The following is a 17,555-nucleotide window of genomic DNA, read 5'->3' as shown; positions in this document are numbered from 1 at the left end:
CACCAAAAAAGCAGACACGCGACGCATGCCTGCTTTCCTACTAACTATCCAATTAATCAAACACCATATCATCTTCTTCACTAACAGCCGCATACACATGCAGATAAGGCCCCAATTTACTCACTCGGACCGTAATACCGTAGTAAATCCTATGACTACCCGGTGCTACCTTACTATCCGGGAAGTCCACAAAGAATTCTCCTGTTTTCTTTGGCGTAATACGGAACACATTCGTCCCCGGATCTCGCGTCACAGTCGCAATTTCCTCACTTCCCTTAGGCAGCACATGCTTGCCAAGAAGAGCGCCATCCCAAATCTGTAACACTTCATTCGGCTTGATCGGAGTTATATGCGTGTAATAATAAAATTGATCTTTGTGCTCAGTAGACGTAACGTAATAGCGCATTTCCTTGCCGTCCATATACTTAACCGTCGCAATGAATTTTCCTGGCTGATCAAAATAAATCACATGGCAATATTGAAGCGAGTCATTTTCGCAACGTTCAAATTTCACACGTTCATTCACCAGTTCCCCTTCCTCTGTAGAAAGAGAAATAGACTCTGCATCTATGAACGCTTCGTTGTTTTCTCTTCTTTCATAATGCATCCACAGTTCTGCTGGTGTCGAATAGATATCGGTTGTCTCTTCCAATGAAATATCCCATGCACCCTTCACTTTTTTGACATGTACATAGTATTTTCTATAATTTTTATCATCTGTATCGGATGAAGGTGCTCCTGAAAATGTCAGTGTCGCCGTCCCTTCTTTCTTCGGCACAATATGAATCTTCGTCTTCAAATTGACTTGACTCGGTATTTCACTGTCTGCCACGACATCGAATACATCCGAGTTCGTTTTGCTGACATCGTTGAATCTCTTCCATTTAAAATCTTTCGCATGCATCGTTAGAATCCCCGGCTTCACATCTTCCGCTGCTTTCAGTAGTTTTGCTGCTTGACCTCTTGTAATGGAAGCATTCGGACTAAATGTTGTGGGAGACGTACCTGTTGTCAGCCCGAGTTGATATAGACTATAAATTCCATCTCTGTGGCCGTTTTTATGCACAACATCTTTAAATCCATAATCCGGATCACGATATAGCGGCAATTCGAACGCTTTGATGATGATCGATGCCATTTGCGCTCGTGTAATAGAATCGTTCGGTCCGAATCGTCCGTCACCATAGCCGTTGATGACACCTTTTTGTGCTAATGCCGCAATCGCTTTATAGTAACCATTTGCAGTCGAAACGTCTTTGAATTTCGGATCTTTTACGTTCGTCGTCTCAAGTTTCGTCAACTTCACGATAATAGCAGCCGCCTGCCCTCTCGTAATCGATTCGCTCGGACGGAATGTTCCGTCTGGATAGCCTCCAATTATATTGCGTGACGCCAAGTCATTCACCGCTTCCGCGAAATGCTTCGAATCTGGAACGTCCGGAAATCCCGCTTTGTCTGCCGCTACGCTTGATAAAGGAAAACCGCATACTAGCAAAATCGCACCGAGTACCGCTATGATTTTATTCTTCATTCGACTTCATCCTCTCTATAATCTAGTAGTATGCCGTACAGACGTAGAATTACAGAAATAGTTTCAAAGTTTTTTGAATTAATTTCCTTCTGGAGAAATGCACTACTTACGAGAAAACCGATTACTTTTTTAATAGTCAAACAATAGACTGTATAGTAATACTTATATAAAGGAGGGTTCTAGTTTGAATACGAAACGTTTTGAAATTATCGAGAAACAGGGAAAACTGCAACAGTTCCAAGTGATACGAGACAATCAGACAGGCGTTCTCTATATGTCACAAGCTAAAGGCTATGGTCTTGGCATGACAGTCCTCGTTGACGCGGAAGGAAAACCACCTGTGGATGATGACTATTTACGATCAGGACGGTAACCCATTCAGACATTCACACTCTATCTATCCCACAATAAATAAAATTCTTCCAAGCGGACATACTGACTAATAAGTGAAACTACACAAATTTATGCGCACTTGAGTGGGAAACTACGACACGACTTGTATAGTAGATATTTTTAAAGTGGATCAACACTACTGAATATATTTGGTAGTGTTTTATTCGCAATTCAAAAACTGATTTGCTAATTAATGAAACGCATGATGCACTACTCTACATTTAAGCAGCAATTGGTAATTGTTTCGTGTTATATGTGAATACGCTGGTAAAACTATATCGATAGTCAAAGCACTCGCCTACCGTGCTACTGAAAGTATGGATGCTTATCTAAAAGCACTTTTACAGACTGCAACAAGTCTGTAAAAGTGCTTTGTTTTTTATAGTAAAACATAAATATATTAAGTACACTACCAATATAGTAATTAGCCAACAGTTTATTCGCGTGGTCTGGATTTTAATTGATGATCTTTGTCTTGTCAGTATTCCACAAATGGGCCAATTTTATTGAATAAATGTGTTAAATCAAGCAGTTGCAACCAATAGTTGCTGTATGGTTGGTGGTGTGCAACCTATAAAAGCAATACGATTACAGTGATCATATTGGAAAAGGAGTGTTGCATTATGTCGTTAGGTTCTAATATTAGTATTAAAAGAAAATCTCTTAAGATATCGCAAGAATATGTAGCTGAAAAGTTAGGAGTGAGTCGGCAGGCAGTATCAAAATGGGAAACAAATCAATCAGAACCGTCAACAGATAATCTAATAAAATTGGCAGAAATATTTGATAGTGATATTAAAGAATTAGTTTCTCCTGAGCAATATGTAGGGGAACGAAAAGATGTAGAAAATCAGATTAAACAAGGTCAAAAGGATATAAAAATGCAAATGGCAGCTGTTTTTGGTCGAATTTTAATGCTGGTCGGTTTTATAGGTTATAAGGGGATTGACAAGTCTGAATTCGGTTCAATGCCTGATTGGTATCCGTATATTTGGTGGGGTGCTTTGTTTTTAATCGGATTGGTTCTAGCATTCATAGGATCAAGGGATTATTTCAACAGAAAATCTGGATCAAAAAAAATTATATGGTTTGATTTATTATTTGCCTTTTCCTTTTTGTTTTATGTAATTTTGCCTTTTGAACAAAATATAAATACATTTGTTATATTACTTTTTGGTATTGTAATTTTAACTATCGTAAATATATTGTTTTTTATACCTGCATGGAGGAGATCAAAGTTATAAAAAGATTTTTTTGACATTTCCGCTAAATTACGAAACCATTCAGTTGAATAAGCCTAGTGTGTTCGTGTTGTAAAATATTTTTTCTTACTTATAGGGATATTCCGGTAAGTGTGCGTGTGCAATAATAAGTACTACTTTTTGAGGTGATAATAATGGACGAACAAAAATTTATTTGCAAATTCTGCGGTAGTGATTCTTTTACTAAAGGGATAATGGATAACGTTGTTAAATTAAGACCAATTGATAAATCATTCTTCGCTGGCTCTGCACTTATCTATACTTTCTGTAAAGATTGTGGAGAAGTCGCATCCATCAAGGTTGATAAACCGCATAATTTTTGAGTTGTATTTCTGCTTTTTCATCTCGCGTTTTGTGTCAACTATACTATAATTCTTAATCAACTATCGGGTGCGTTTATGGAAGAGGCTTCTCTGTAGTTGGCTAGTTGATCGGAGCGGAAGCCGGGAGGATCAGCGGGACAGGTGAAACACCCGGCGAGCGAAGCGAAGGGGTGTGGTTCACCGCACGCCCTCCGGAACGCGTCCGGCTGCAGCGCAGATCAACGGGTTGCGACCACTATCCCGTTAACGTGGGCGATTGTGGAAGAAGCTTATTCGTAGTCGCTTAGTTGATTGGAGTGGAAGCCGGCGACTCCCGGAAGATCAGCGAGAGCCGTAACGAAGAACGGCTTTTGCGAGTGAAGCGTAGCGAGAAGGAGCACATCTTTGCTTTGACAGGTGAAACACCCGGCGAGTGCAGATCAACGGGTTCCAACCACTCCCCATCATCGCTTAATTCAGTTTACACATAAGTTTTCAGTATCAGAATTTCAAATCACTAGTATAAACTATAAAAAATCCTCCCCAACACATGTTGAAGAGGATTTTCAAGTATGATCAAGAACATTTACGATTGCTTTAAGAAATCCACTTCTACTTCATTTTTCCGCGGTTCACGCTTAAAGAGATAGCCACCGTTTCTTACGGACATCAACACTTCTGCTCGCTCACGAATGGCTTCATAAGGATCTTGTGCATCCAACAAGATAAAGTTCGCGGGTTTCCCCACTTCAATACCATACGCATCATTTACTCTCATAATGTTGGCACCGTAGTACGTGATCAAGTCTAACGCCTTATTGATCTCGTCAATATGCGTGTAATGCGCTAAGTGAATCCCATTGTCTAAAATGTTCATCATATTTCCATTGCCTAAAGGATACCAGTAATCCGCTATGGAATCTTGAGCAAACGCCACATTATTACCGTTATTGACTAACTCCTTTACTCGGGTTAAGCCTCGACGTTTAGGATAACTGTCGCCACGTCCTTGTAAATGGGCGTTTTCAGTTGGACAAGAAATAAAGTTGATTTGTGATTCTTTAAATAAACCTAACATTTTATTGGCATAGCTATTATCGACTGAACCGAAGCTACATGTATGACTGGCCGTTGTATATTTACCATAGTCTTTTTCCATAACGAGTGCGTTTAACACTTCTAAGAATCGACTATTTGGATCATCGTTTTCATCACAGTGAATATCAATCATCACATTGTGCTTGATGGCCATGTCGACAATACGTCGCAATGATTCCACACCATGCTCATAGGAAATTTCAAAGTGAGGAATGCCCCCTACTACGTCCGCACCCATTTCAAGTGCTTCTTCCATTAGACGCTCTGCCCCTTCATATCTAAAGAATCCTTCTTGAGGAAAGGCTACGAGTTGTAATGTAACGAGATCTTTCAATTCTTCACGCAGTGTTACTAACGCTTTCATTCCCGTTAAATTTGGGTCGGTAATGTCTACATGTGTACGAATGAATTGAACCCCTTTACTCACTTCTTTTTGAATTCCTTTTATCGCACGTTCACGCACCATTTCTTCAGTCAATGATTTCTTATTATCACTCCACCGCTGAATACCTTCAAATAACGTCCCGGAGACATTCGCATTTCCTTCGCCTAGCCCCGAAAAGATATAATCCAAGTGTAAATGAGGATCTACGTAAGGTGGCAATACTAAACGTCCTTGCAGATCAATTACTTCATCTGCGTCGCCGAGATCATTACCTATCGCTGTAAACTGACCGTTCTCCACTAAAAACTCATGGGAATTGGGGTCCCCATATATATTCGCATTCATAAATTTCTTCATAAAATACATTACTCCTTTATCCATTGTTATAGTCATGAGTATAGCAGTTGCAATGCAAGAAAAATAATTCTTGCTCTCCATATAACGTAAGCAACTACCTTATTCTAAGGCTTATAGCATCCCAAGCAAATAGATACGCTTCTCCCTACATTTGATCCTTGTCATCTTATTTTCCTTTTCTTAATAAAATCCAAACTTTTTGCAGAAGCTGTCCGTCAAAAGAGTAAGACGTGATCGCGACATGTTTAAAATTGAAGAAGGTGAACCTTTTGTCATGACAAAAAATAAAAAAATGGAGCAGGTGGAGCAATTTTTAATTGAAAACCAAAATGCTCATTATCGGCTCGCCTATAGCTATGTAAAAAACAAAGAAAACGCGCTGGATATTGTGCAAGACTCGATTTTCAAAGCGTTAAAATCCATTCATCGCTTGGAAGAAATCAAGTATTTAAAGACATGGTTTTATCGGATACTCGTGAATACATCCATTGATTTTATTCGCAAACATCAGCGGATGATGGTGATGGATGATGAAGTTCTAGATGGCTATTTACCACAAACTGAAGATGAACCAACTGATATAGATTTACTAGATGCGCTAGATACTCTTTCTCCGGATGAAAAGTCGTTAATTATTTTACGCTTCTTTGAAGACTTGAAGATTGACGAAGTAGCAGCCATCTTAGATGAAAACAGTAATACAGTGAAAACCAGACTTTACCGGATTTTAAAGAAACTGCGTATAGAAATTGAAAAGGGGGATTTGGAATGAAACGGTTGAACAAGCTAAAGAAAGAATATGACGATATTGAAATTCCTCCCGAATTGGACAATTTAGTGAAGGACTCAATCCAGCGTGCAAAAAACACGAAAAAGAAACGCTCGCCTCTGAGAAACTGGTCAATTGGAGTCGCTGCTGCGGCTGCCTTATTTGTAGGTAGCATTAATGCTAGTCCGACTTTCGCTAATTCACTAGTGAACATCCCCGTTCTCGGTTCCATCGTGCAAGTTTTCACGATAGAAACCTTAACAATGGAAAAGGAAACATATCAGGCAAATATGAAAACACCGGCAATCGATGGCTTGGAAAACGAAGGATTACAAACTGCTCTGAATGAAAAATATATCGAAGAAAACAAAGCGCTCTTTACGAAATTTGAGGAAGAGATCGCCAGACTGGAAGAGGCCGGTAGCGGTCATTTAGGTATGGATTCGGGTTATGAAGTAAAAACCGACACAGAACAAATTTTATCTATTGCGCGTTACGAAACCACTACGGCTGGATCTTCTTCCACTGAGATGCAATACGATACGATTGATAAACAACATAATGTTCTTCTTACCTTACCGAGTCTCTTTAAAAATGATTCCTATATCGGGATCATTACTACCTATATTAAACAAGAGATGAAACGACAAATGGAAGAGGATGAAAACACTGCGTATTTAGCTGTCGAAGGAGAGGACGTCGAGTTCAGTTCAATTCAAGCCAATCAAGATTTCTATATTACGGCGGATCATACACTCGTCATTTCTTTTGATCAGTATGAAGTAGCACCAGGTTATATGGGAGTCGTCACATTTGAGATTCCTTCAGACATTTTACAAGACGCCCTAGTTGGGGATACGTATATTCAGTAAGTTATTTTACAGCAGCAGATGATGGTTTTCGTCTGCTGTTCTTCCTATGAATACAGGCGATTTTATACATACATAAGATGATAAGCGGTCTATTCAACACAAAATGATAGGAGATGTAATTTTTATGAATACGCTACATCAACAAGTCGGGAAGAAAAGAAGAAAGCTGAAGAAAAGATATTTTCTACTTCTCCTTATTCTTCTTGTTCTATCGGGTACTGTTCTTTTCGTTGGAACGTCTTATTCTTTCCGGGAAGTACCTAGTCCATCGGATCAACTTGTAACCAAACCAGAAATAACCGAAACGCCGGCATCAAACGATCAGCAAGAAACGTTTACACCACCTGAAGAATCTAGTCCTGAACCTGAAGTATTTCCTACAATTGAATCCGATGGAACAGAAACACCTACTGATGAACAAACAGAAATATCTTCTGAAGGGCAAACGGAAATACCTATGGAAGAAAACTCCGAACAGCCTGTAGAAGAGAAAGAACCAGAAAAAGTAGTGTATATAACATTCGATGATGGTCCGAGTAAATGGACTGAGCAGTTTTTAGATGTCTTAGATGCACATGACGTGAAAGCTACGTTTTTCATGCAAGGGAGTAATTTAAAGAAAGAACATCTCCAAGAAAGTGTAAAACGTGCAGCGCAAGAAGGTCATTATATTGGCGGCCATAGTATGACGCACAATTATCAAGCACTTTACTCTAATCAACAATTTCTACCCGAGATGCTTGAATCACTGGATCTTATTCATGAAATAACAGGAACCACTCCTCGTTTAGTTCGCCCTCCTTATGGCTCAGCACCTGGATTGAACGGCGAGCACATACGGAAACAACTAGCTGATGCCAATATTAAAATTTGGGATTGGACGATCGATTCGCATGATTGGGAACTTCCCGGTAACCCTTCTCAAATAATACAAAATATCAAACAAGACACTACTTCAGATAAAGAAATCGTATTGATGCATGAAAAATCACAAACTTTAGAAGCGCTACCCGACATTTTGAACTTTTTCAAAGACCAGGGATATATTTTCGGAGTGTACAATGACGCCTCTCACTTTGTCATGAACTTCCAGAATGATGCTGCACTTTAAAATCGCAATGTATGAAAGTCTATTACTAGATGCTAGTGTAGGGAGGCTATTTTTTTACGTACTGTTAGCCTCCCCTTTCATCTTGCCTTTTCTACTGGATACGATGCAAACTTTTTAAATATTGCAGGTCTTTTACAAACGTATGGGTTGACATCAGATTGTGAATATTATACGATTACCTTGAATTCGAGATAAAAGGAGAACGTCATGGACAGTCAAACTAAAGAAATTTATGAAGAAGATTTGTCTCTAAAAGCATTCATTGTTTTGACTCGAGCATTGCAATCCATTAAATTACGCGCGGAAGAAGATATCAAACGTTCAGGATTAAACCCAACAGAGTTTGCTGTTTTAGAGTTAATTTATAGTAAAGGTGATCAACCGATACAAAAAATCGGCGAGCAAATATTGATTGCGAGTAGTAGCATCACATACGTTGTAGATAAACTAGAAAAGAAAAACTTAATAAAACGAAAACCTTGTCCAAAAGATCGACGTGTAACATATGCGTCTATTACAACAGATGGGACGGAACTGATGAATGAGATTTTTCCCCCACACAAGAAAGCAATAAAAGAAATTTTTAGTGGACTAGATATACAAGAAAAAGAACAACTAATTGCACAGTTAAAAAAATTAGGTTTACATGCACAAAATATGTAATGTTTACTCTAGTTTTTTATCTAATATCTCGAATTAGTAACATATCAATTAATTATAAATAACAAAGGGGTTTTATTACATGACAAACGAATTATTAGGAATTCACCACGTTACCGCAATGACAGATAACGCCATGAGAAACTATGAGTTTTTCACAAACATACTTGGAATGAGATTAGTTAAGAAAACGGTGAACCAGGATGATATCCATACGTATCACACATTTTTCGCGGATGATATCGGGTCACCAGGGACTGACATAACATTCTTCGACTTCCCGAACAACCCAAAAGGAACGCCGGGAACGAACTCGATTTCCAGAACAGGACTGCGCGTACCTACCGATGCAGCACTTGAATATTATCTAGATCGCTTCAAGGAGTTTGATGTAGAAAACGACGGCATTCAAGAGCTTTTCGGCAAAAAGGTACTCCCTTTCCAAGAAGCGGACGGACAGAAGTATCAACTGTTCTCTGATGAGAATAATGAAGGTGTAGCACCCGGTACACCTTGGAAAAACGGACCCGTACCTGAAGAGCACGCGATTTACGGTTTAGGGCCGATTGAAATTACAGTGAGCTATTTCGAAGATTTCAAGAAGATGCTTACAGATGTGTACGGTATGAAACCAATTCTCGAAGAAGAAAACGTGACACTGTTTGATGTAGGCGAAGGTGGCAACGGAGGACAAGTCATTTTACGAAATGATGATACCACACAAAGTCGTCAAGGATATGGACAAGTTCACCATGTGTCGTTCCGAGTGAAAGATCATGAAGCGATCAAGAACTGGGAAGCTCAATACGACAAAATGGGCATGCAGCATTCTGGTCATGTAGACCGATTCTACTTTGAAGCACTATACACACGTGTCGGGCATATTCTGATCGAGCTATCAACAGACGGTCCAGGTTTCATGACGGATGAACCATACGAAACATTAGGTGAAAACCTATCACTCCCACCATTCCTTGAGCCGAAACGCGAATACATTGAATCACAAATCCGCCCGTTCGATACTACACGGTCATAAACGTTTGAAAGGAGTTTTGTAAATGGAAGCAATTAAAAAGATCCACCATATTACAGCTATTGTAGGAGATCCTAATGAAAATCTGAAGTTCTACAGAGATGTTTTGGGACTTCGTCTGATTAAGCAAACGGTCAATTTTGAAGATCCAGGTGTCTATCACTTGTACTTCGGCGATCAACATGTGACGCCTGGTACAGTCATTACATTCTTCCCTTGGACAAATGATAATCGCGGCAGAAAAGGCAGCGGTCAGGTCGGACGAATTGCTTTCAGAGTACCAAAAGGAAGCATGGAATATTGGAAAGAGCATATAACTGCTCAAAACATCCACACTGAAATGACTCAGCTTTTCGGTAAAGATACACTCGAGTTCAACGATGTTCACGGACTCGAGCTCGCAATAGTCGAAGGCGAAATAGCTTCGGATCAATACGACATAGTCGACTTCCACGGAGCTGTTTTATTGTCTGGAAACCCTGAAGGCACAAAAGATTTACTTACTGGCCTGATGGGATTAGATGAACTAGATATAGATGATCAAAATCAACACTTTGAAACAGTAGGCAAGGAAAAGCAACATATCATTACGGCCACTCCCCCGCAGCCTGCTGGTAGATTCGGTATTGGAACGGTCCACCACATCGCGTGGTCCGTGCCACATAAGGATGCATTGAAACAATGGCAGTCTGCACTGGCAGATGAAGAATTCAAAGTCACCGAAGTGAAAGACAGAAATTACTTCAACTCGATATACATTAAAGAAAGAGGACGTGTCGTATTCGAGTTCGCGACAGACGGTCCAGGATTTGATGTCGATGAAGACATGGAATCACTTGGTTCCATGCTGAAATTACCCGAACAATACGAACATAACAGACAGGAATACGAAAACCTGCTGCCAAAATTGGAGGTATAGTAGATGAATAACATGCTTCATTTCTCTCCAGAGGAACTAACAGCAAAGGAAAAGAAGAAATTCCTGATCGGTTCCGTTATTCCTAGACCTATCGCATTGGTTTCTACGAAGTCTGATTCGGGTATTGTCAATATTGCACCATTCAGCTATTTCAATATCGTCACGTATGACCCTCCTATGCTATCGATCGCCGTACAGCGCGTAGAGGGGAAATCGAAAGACACAGCTAGAAATATTTACGAAAACAAAGAAGCCGTAGTCCAGGTTGTCGATACGGATAACGTAGAAGCGGCAAATGCAACTTCCGCACCGCTAGGACCGGACGAAAGCGAGCTGGATATATCGAGTTTTACAACAGTAGACTCAAAAGCTATCCAAGTTCCTGGAGTAAATGAAACCAAAATAAGATTTGAAACAGAATTATACGATTCACTGGTCATTTACAATGAAGAAAACATCGCCACTACGGATGTTTTATTGTTGAAAGTAAAACACTATCACATAGACGAAACCATTTATCATAACGGCTATATTGACCCGTTGAAATTAAACGCTGTAAGTAGACTCGCCGGTAGTGATTACGCTGAAATAGGTAAGCTATTTACGGTAGAACGCCCTGTTAAATAATCAAAGGAGATGTCATGTAATGAAATATATTTACCATGAAAATAAAAAAGGTGCACCCGTATTCGTATTGCTCCACGGCACGGGAGGTACAGAAACAGACTTAGTGTCTCTTGCCGAGCTACTCAATCCGGAATACAACGTGTTAGGTATTAGAGGTAATGTGCAGGAAAACGGCATGAATAGATTCTTCAAACGTCACGGGGAAGGTCAGTACGACTGGGAAGATCTTGAGTTCCGTGGCAATGAACTGTATGCGTTCATTGAAGAAAAAGCAAAAGAGTATGAATTCAAAATGGAAGATACGGTGTTGGTCGGATTCTCAAACGGTTCGAACATTGCGATTCAAATGATGCTCAAACAACCCAAAACGTTCAAAAAAGCCGCTTTATTCGCACCACTGTATCCTGCAGATGTAGAAGAAAAACAAGATTTCAGCGATGTAGAAGTATTCCTATCACTAGGAGAAGGTGATCCGATTGTGCCAGAATCGGAAAGCAAGCGAGTCATTAATCTCTTTAAAGAAAGAGGCGCAAATGTAACAACAGCTTGGGTGAACGGACACAGCCTGACACAGGAAGTCGCAATGCAAGCGAAAAATTGGTTGAATTAAGCACGATCTATGTAATAAAAAACAATACGCACGTTTTGTTTTAGCCGAAGTGAAGTTACTACATGTAAAATAACAACCATTGCTGGATGAGATTTATATGACAAAAGCCATATGGAACGTTGACACAGCACACAGTACAGTAGGCAATGAATTTAAAATTACTATCGAAATCCAATTACGTAAGTAAGCTTTGGAGGATTCAGACTTTCTTACAAAGTGGATGAACAAAGAATAAACCATGCCCCTAAAGTGAGATTTAACCTTCTCACTTTAGGGGCATTTCTTTACTGAACTGGTCTTATTTCAAACTACATAGCCAACTTTTTCTCCATCACAATATGCGGTATACCATCTTCCATAAAGATATCAGACGTATTTTTGTAACCAAGTTTACGATAAAACTCTTCTGCATGTGTCTGTCCATGCAATTTCAACGAAGCGATTTCCTTCTCCTTCGCGACATCTTCTAAACCTTCAACAATTACCTTTCCAACACCTAAACCTCGATGAGAGGCTAACACACAAATGCGTTCCAACTTCCCAACCCCATTTACTACTCTCAATCTACCTGATGCGATCGCTAGTCCTTCATGTTCCACTAAAATATGTTCACATAATTCATTCAGTACATCAAATTCATCAAACTCGTCCTCTTCCGGTACCTGTTGTTCTTGGACGAATACCGCTTTTCGTATGTCAAAAGACTTTTGAAGATCTGCTTCTGTAATTATTTTCTTAGTGTTCATCATACACGCACTCCCTTGTTCTACTATTATTCAGTAAACAAGAAACTTCCACAGACAATTTCTCAATCTGTGGAAGTCTCCTGTTCTATCTCGCACTTCAAAAATACATAGCCATCTTTTTCAATAGTTTCACTCATTTTCACAGGAATACGTTCCTTGAAAATCGGTCCATCGACGACGACCGTATGAAACTCTCCTGACTCTCCGCAACTATCAATGCCGAGTGCTTCGAGTTCATCCATCAATTCAATCGTGAAACGTCTGCCGAGAAATTCTGCAGGCATCATCTTAGTATTGACCACGATTACATACGCTTCAAAATCTTCCGCAATGAATTCTTCAAGTAGCTTACGTCGCGGTTCTTCCCAAAGTGGATGATAGGTTTCCATACCGACTTTGCCGCACATCGACTGTACCCATAACAAATGATCTTCTAAATCGATGTCACCAAATACTGCTTTGTGAATACCATGTGCTTTCGCAACGCGCATAGCATCCATGAATTGGACTTCATAGCCAGCCCAATCTGCTTTTCGAATCATCAACGGAACATCTATTTGCTTCGCTTGCGCTTGAATGATCTCCAGTGGTAATGCATGTGACTTGGAATGCGGCTCATCTTTATCAAACATCGTCCATAGCATCGCCGGCGTATTTCCTTCTCGGATTGCGCGATACGCTGCGAGCGCAGAGTCTTTGCCGCCACTCCACGATGTGACGAACTTCACGCCCGTCATTGTCCGTCCGCCCATGAGATGCGTGCATCCACTGTACGCGCCATGCGAATCATATACGAACGGAATCCGAGCTTCGGCCAGAAATATGACGCCAAATGATTCGCTGTCAACCAATCCGTCATGACATATTTATAGCCTGCATTTTTCATTTGCGTGAAACTGTGGTTCGCAATCGACTTGCCAATACCTTGTCCACGCATCTCAATATTCGTCGTCGCCTGTACAAGCACTGCCGACTCATCCGGCGTCGTCATCGCATGACGCGCGTCCGCCGGTGTAAATAGATGAAAGGCTACAGGTACGCCATCTTGCTCAGCAACCCAACTGCGCGTACCTTCCTTGCCTTCATACGCCGCAAATACATCGCGCTCTGCATCCAACGCTTCTTGTGTAATCGGTTTCCACGCTGGAGCTTTTGCTTGATGCAAACTGTTCCAAGGCGCCATCTTGTGCAATATTTCTTGCTCTGCCCCTACTAGTTCCTTCATCTTCACGAGACTATTTTCTCCCGGCTGTGCACGATAGTGTTCAAGTGACAACGCCGCAAAGCGCTGTTCGAAATGAAACGACTGCTCCAGCATTTCAAGAATTAATTCATCATTACCAACCGGAATATCCACGACATGTTCGAAGTAGCCATTGCGAACCCATTCCGCGCCAGCTTCCGTGTACATCAACCGCGCCAATCTTGGATGCTCGTCTTCATGAATGACAAATGAGGGATACCCAACATACACCGTACGTCCGCGAGTAGCATCTTGACGATATTCATATAATAAATAGCCAATGACATCTTCGTCACGCAACGTCACGAGCCCCCCTGTATACGGTTTTTCCAATTCTTCACGCAAGCGATCCTCTGCTTGTTCAATGTCCTCAAAACGCTCCTGCAAAAACGGAAAACGCTGTCGTTCATCTGCATGTCTCGCCGCTAATAACGAGGCCATCTTCGGTATATACTGCTCTTCAAATTGTACAAAATGAATCATCAGAATCCCCTCCTGCCTAATTTAACTAAATTATACCACATCCATTTATCTTGCCAATAAAATGAATGGATGTCGTGTGTTTTTTTGGGGGATGGATTGCTGGTATTGAGCGGTTGTGCTTGAAGTATGAGCGGATGTGTGTTGGCATTGAGCGGTTAGACTTGGAGTATGAGCGGAGTTGCGTTGGTATTGAGCGGATACGCAACTACATAGAGCGTTTAACCTTGAAATATGAGCGGAAACACGTCAGCTTTGAGCCCAAACGCATCGGCATTGAGCAGAGCGGAGGGGCAACCACTTAGAGCGTTTAACCATTGAAGTATGAGCGGATACGCGTCAGTATTGAGCGCGTACGCACATACTTAGAGCGCTTGACCCTAAACTATGAGCGGAAACACGTCAGCATTGAGCGGATACACACCCACATAGAGCGCTCAACCCAAAACTATGAGCGCAAACACAGCCGCATTGAGCGGAGCTGATGGACAACCACTTAGAGCGCTCAACCACAAACTAAGAGCGAAAACGCATCCGCATTGAGCGAAACACAAAAAAACTGCAGATCCACCCTCATTAAAAGAGTGAATCTGCAGCCTAATCAATTATCCAATCAAACCGGCATTGGAGTATCCGTAGGTTTCGCATAATCTCCGTTACCGTATTCCCTGTCAATTGCATCACGAATTTCTTTCATGGACATGCCGTCTTGCTTCATTTGTACGGATTTCACTGCGATCTCCAGGCAAACTAGGCAACGTGTGCCGTGATCGTCCCAGACAACGGAGCCGTCTTCGCGTACTTCATCTAAGAAGCAATTCATATTGCTCTTGTGTCCGGCACTATCTCCGCAACCGCAATAGCAAGGCATGTATTCTAAAATGTCCGTTGCGTTGCCCGCCACTTGATAAACCATGCGCATATCTTCCGGCTTATCATCTAGGAATGAAGGCAAGATGTCCGCTGAAGCGGTTACTTCCTGCAAGTCGCCATTCGGCAAATGCTCTGCGTGATCATGTCCCGCTTCTGCCCTTACATCTTGTGGATCTACTTCAGCAGGTTTTTCTGTAGCGCCGTTTCCGCATGCCGCAAGCGCTACTGTCAACGCAGCCAGTCCTGCAAGTAACTTCTTTTTCATGTATATTCCTGACTCCTTCGTATAGAGGTTATGCCTTTAGTATACATGGTTTGCGGGAAAAACAAGCGTACAAATTCATGACAATTATGAGTTGCCCGTCATCTTGCTTGGATCTACATATTCGTCAAATTGCGCTTCTGTCAATAAACCAGTAGAAAGTGCCGCTTCTTTCAGCGTTGTACCTTCTGTATGAGCCTTCTTCGCGATTTTCGCCGCATTTTCATAGCCGATATGCGGATTCAAAGCCGTTACTAGCATCAATGAATTCTTCACTTTATTGTCGATTTCTTCACGGTTCGGTTCAATTCCTACCGCACAGTTGTCGTTGAAGCTGATCATACCGTCAGCAAGTAATTTCGCTGATTGTAGGAAGTTGTAAATAATAACTGGTTTGAAGACGTTCAATTCAAAGTTCCCTTGGCTTGCAGAAAATCCGATTGTTGCGTCGTTACCCATTACTTGTGCCACAACCATCGTTAATGCTTCACTCTGTGTCGGGTTCACTTTACCTGGCATGATCGAGCTGCCCGGTTCGTTTTCTGGAATCGTAATTTCGCCGATACCTGAACGTGGACCACTTGCCAACCAACGTACGTCATTTGCTACTTTCATCAAGTCCGCAGCCAATGCTTTCAGTGCGCCGTGTGTATAGACGACTTCATCATAACTCGTCAATGCGTGGAATTTATTTTGTGCAGATGTAAACTCAATGCCGACAGATTTTGAAATCTCTTCCGCCACTTTTTCGCCGAATCCAGCTGGTGCGTTAAGTCCTGTACCAACTGCTGTACCGCCGATTGCAAGTTCTTTCATTGTCTGGACACTAGTTTCCAGCATGCTGTGTGTTTTCTCTAGCATTTTGTGCCAACCGCTGATTTCTTGGCCTAACGTCAATGGCGTCGCGTCCTGCAAGTGCGTACGTCCAATTTTGATGATATCCGCGAAGTCTTCGGATTTTTTTTGAAGTGTTGCTGCTAGTTTATCAATTGCCGGCAATACTTCGCGCTCTACCGCAATAACACCCGCCACGTGTAGAGCTGTTGGGAATGTATCGTTGGAGCTTTGTGATTTATTGACATCATCATTCGGATGCAGACGTTCTTCCTCGCCCCACTCCTCAAGCAACTGGTTACCACGGTTAGCGAGTACTTCGTTCATGTTCATGTTTGACTGCGTACCGCTCCCTGTTTGCCAAACGACTAACGGGAAGTGCTCGTCCCATTTACCTTCGATTACCTCTTCTGCTGCTACTTTAATAGCTTTCATTTTAACTTCGGATAGATTGCCGAATGAATGACTTGCGATCGCTGCTGATTTTTTCAAATGGGCAAAGGCTTGGATTACACCAAGCGGAATGCGTTCCCCGCCGATTTTAAAGTTGTGCTTACTGCGCTGCGTCTGCGCGCCCCATAACTTATCTGCTGGTACTTGTATTTCTCCGAACGTGTCATGCTCAATACGATATTCCATCTTTACATCCACCTCTCAAAGTAATAATCAGACTCTCTATCTCTATCATGCCCTATTTCCGAGCAGATTTGAATTAAAAAGGGTTGGGAGTGGGAGTTATCTAGTGCGTACAATCGGATGGAAGCTCCGGCTGGCGGACGCTTTCCATGGGCCCGCGGGAAGAGCCGTAACGAAGAACGGCTTTTGCGAGTAATAGCGAAGCGTTAGGAGCACATCTTTGCACTTCGCCGCCAGCCTCCGCTTCCATCCTACTTTTATAGTACGGGTACTTAGATCACTTACTGTATGTAGAGTGTGAAGTATTATCTAAACTTATTTAGATTCAAGTACAGAAGTTCAAAAGAGTATTACAACACTAACTTCAATGCACAACAAATAGTATCACCCACTCGCATTTCAGGGAGTGGCGCGTAGGAGGGGCGACTCCCTCTTGGAAATACGATAGTGACAAGGTTTATCGAGTTTTGAATAAGACTAAAAATTATTTTTCGGATGTATCTGTAGTATGCATCCCCTAAAAAATATATGACTTTACGTTATCTGTAAGTA

General features: G+C 41.5%; 18 protein-coding genes. 11 read left to right on the top strand and 7 right to left on the bottom strand.

The window, feature by feature from the left end:
• Positions 1-52: 52 nt before the first annotated feature.
• Positions 53-1,531: an S-layer homology domain-containing protein gene (locus tag CSV74_RS12510; protein ID WP_099691907.1), complete on the bottom strand. Its 1,479-nt coding sequence runs from the start codon at positions 1,529-1,531 to the stop codon at positions 53-55.
• Positions 1,532-1,715: 184 nt separating this feature from the next.
• On the opposite strand from CSV74_RS12510, the gene CSV74_RS12505 reads away from it, so the two are divergent.
• The 3 genes from CSV74_RS12505 (at position 1,716) to CSV74_RS12490 (ending at position 3,509) form a co-directional block, all read left to right on the top strand.
• The gene (locus tag CSV74_RS12505) at positions 1,716-1,904 is read left to right on the top strand and encodes a DUF6440 family protein (RefSeq protein WP_099691906.1); all 189 of its coding nucleotides are present in this window, start codon (positions 1,716-1,718) and stop codon (positions 1,902-1,904) included.
• 643 nt (positions 1,905-2,547) lie between these two features.
• Complete coding sequence (locus CSV74_RS12495; RefSeq protein WP_099691905.1) at positions 2,548-3,168, top strand: helix-turn-helix domain-containing protein; 621 nt, start codon at positions 2,548-2,550, stop codon at positions 3,166-3,168.
• 152 nt (positions 3,169-3,320) lie between these two features.
• A complete protein-coding gene (locus CSV74_RS12490) occupies positions 3,321-3,509 on the top strand; it encodes a hypothetical protein (RefSeq protein ID WP_099691904.1) in 189 nt (62 codons plus the stop codon).
• A gap of 565 nt (positions 3,510-4,074) precedes the next feature.
• Here the strand turns inward: CSV74_RS12490 and CSV74_RS12485 are convergent.
• Positions 4,075-5,328, bottom strand: a complete 1,254-nt coding sequence (locus CSV74_RS12485) for an amidohydrolase family protein (protein WP_099691903.1) — start codon at positions 5,326-5,328, stop codon at positions 4,075-4,077.
• A gap of 274 nt (positions 5,329-5,602) precedes the next feature.
• Here CSV74_RS12485 and CSV74_RS12480 point away from each other — a divergent pair, with 274 nt between their 5' ends.
• The 8 genes from CSV74_RS12480 (at position 5,603) to CSV74_RS12445 (ending at position 11,929) form a co-directional block, all read left to right on the top strand.
• Positions 5,603-6,100, top strand: a complete 498-nt coding sequence (locus CSV74_RS12480) for an RNA polymerase sigma factor SigV (RefSeq protein ID WP_233190915.1) — start codon at positions 5,603-5,605, stop codon at positions 6,098-6,100.
• Complete coding sequence (rsiV, locus tag CSV74_RS12475) at positions 6,097-6,969, top strand: anti-sigma-V factor RsiV (RefSeq protein WP_099691901.1); 873 nt, start codon at positions 6,097-6,099, stop codon at positions 6,967-6,969. Before CSV74_RS12480 ends, rsiV begins: the two co-directional genes overlap by 4 nt.
• A gap of 382 nt (positions 6,970-7,351) precedes the next feature.
• A complete protein-coding gene (locus CSV74_RS12470) occupies positions 7,352-8,080 on the top strand; it encodes a polysaccharide deacetylase family protein (RefSeq protein ID WP_369823722.1) in 729 nt (242 codons plus the stop codon).
• Between the two features lie 207 nt (positions 8,081-8,287).
• Positions 8,288-8,743 (top strand): MarR family winged helix-turn-helix transcriptional regulator, encoded by a 456-nt coding sequence (locus CSV74_RS12465; protein WP_029054835.1) that lies wholly within the window; start codon positions 8,288-8,290, stop codon positions 8,741-8,743.
• A 79-nt stretch (positions 8,744-8,822) separates the two neighbouring features.
• Positions 8,823-9,776, top strand: a complete 954-nt coding sequence (locus CSV74_RS12460) for a ring-cleaving dioxygenase (RefSeq protein ID WP_099691900.1) — start codon at positions 8,823-8,825, stop codon at positions 9,774-9,776.
• Positions 9,777-9,798: 22 nt separating this feature from the next.
• Entirely contained in the window at positions 9,799-10,692 is an 894-nt protein-coding gene (locus tag CSV74_RS12455; protein WP_099691899.1) for a VOC family protein, read from the top strand.
• Between the two features lie 3 nt (positions 10,693-10,695).
• Positions 10,696-11,319, top strand: coding sequence for a flavin reductase family protein (locus tag CSV74_RS12450; RefSeq protein ID WP_369823718.1), 624 nt, complete (start codon positions 10,696-10,698; stop codon positions 11,317-11,319).
• Positions 11,320-11,338: 19 nt separating this feature from the next.
• The gene (locus CSV74_RS12445) at positions 11,339-11,929 is read left to right on the top strand and encodes an alpha/beta hydrolase (protein ID WP_099691898.1); all 591 of its coding nucleotides are present in this window, start codon (positions 11,339-11,341) and stop codon (positions 11,927-11,929) included.
• 308 nt (positions 11,930-12,237) lie between these two features.
• Here the strand turns inward: CSV74_RS12445 and CSV74_RS12440 are convergent, their stop codons facing one another.
• The 5 genes from CSV74_RS12440 to fumC form a co-directional block, all read right to left on the bottom strand.
• Positions 12,238-12,675 (bottom strand): GNAT family N-acetyltransferase, encoded by a 438-nt coding sequence (locus CSV74_RS12440; protein ID WP_099691988.1) that lies wholly within the window; start codon positions 12,673-12,675, stop codon positions 12,238-12,240.
• A 62-nt stretch (positions 12,676-12,737) separates the two neighbouring features.
• Positions 12,738-13,412 (bottom strand): Dph6-related ATP pyrophosphatase, encoded by a 675-nt coding sequence (locus CSV74_RS12435; protein WP_099691897.1) that lies wholly within the window; start codon positions 13,410-13,412, stop codon positions 12,738-12,740.
• Entirely contained in the window at positions 13,409-14,401 is a 993-nt protein-coding gene (locus tag CSV74_RS12430) for a GNAT family N-acetyltransferase (RefSeq protein ID WP_233190913.1), read from the bottom strand. Before CSV74_RS12430 ends, CSV74_RS12435 begins: the two co-directional genes overlap by 4 nt.
• A gap of 610 nt (positions 14,402-15,011) precedes the next feature.
• The gene (locus tag CSV74_RS12425) at positions 15,012-15,536 is read right to left on the bottom strand and encodes a PCYCGC motif-containing (lipo)protein (protein WP_099691896.1); all 525 of its coding nucleotides are present in this window, start codon (positions 15,534-15,536) and stop codon (positions 15,012-15,014) included.
• A gap of 84 nt (positions 15,537-15,620) precedes the next feature.
• Entirely contained in the window at positions 15,621-17,006 is a 1,386-nt protein-coding gene (gene fumC / locus CSV74_RS12420) for a class II fumarate hydratase (protein WP_099691895.1), read from the bottom strand.
• Between the last annotated feature and the right edge of the window lie 549 nt (positions 17,007-17,555).

Source organism: Sporosarcina sp. P19, assembly GCF_002743165.1.
Lineage (GTDB): Bacteria > Bacillota > Bacilli > Bacillales_A > Planococcaceae > Sporosarcina > Sporosarcina ureae.
The sequence above is the reverse complement of the archived record's forward strand: the minus strand, read 5'-3'. Positions and strand labels throughout refer to the sequence as shown.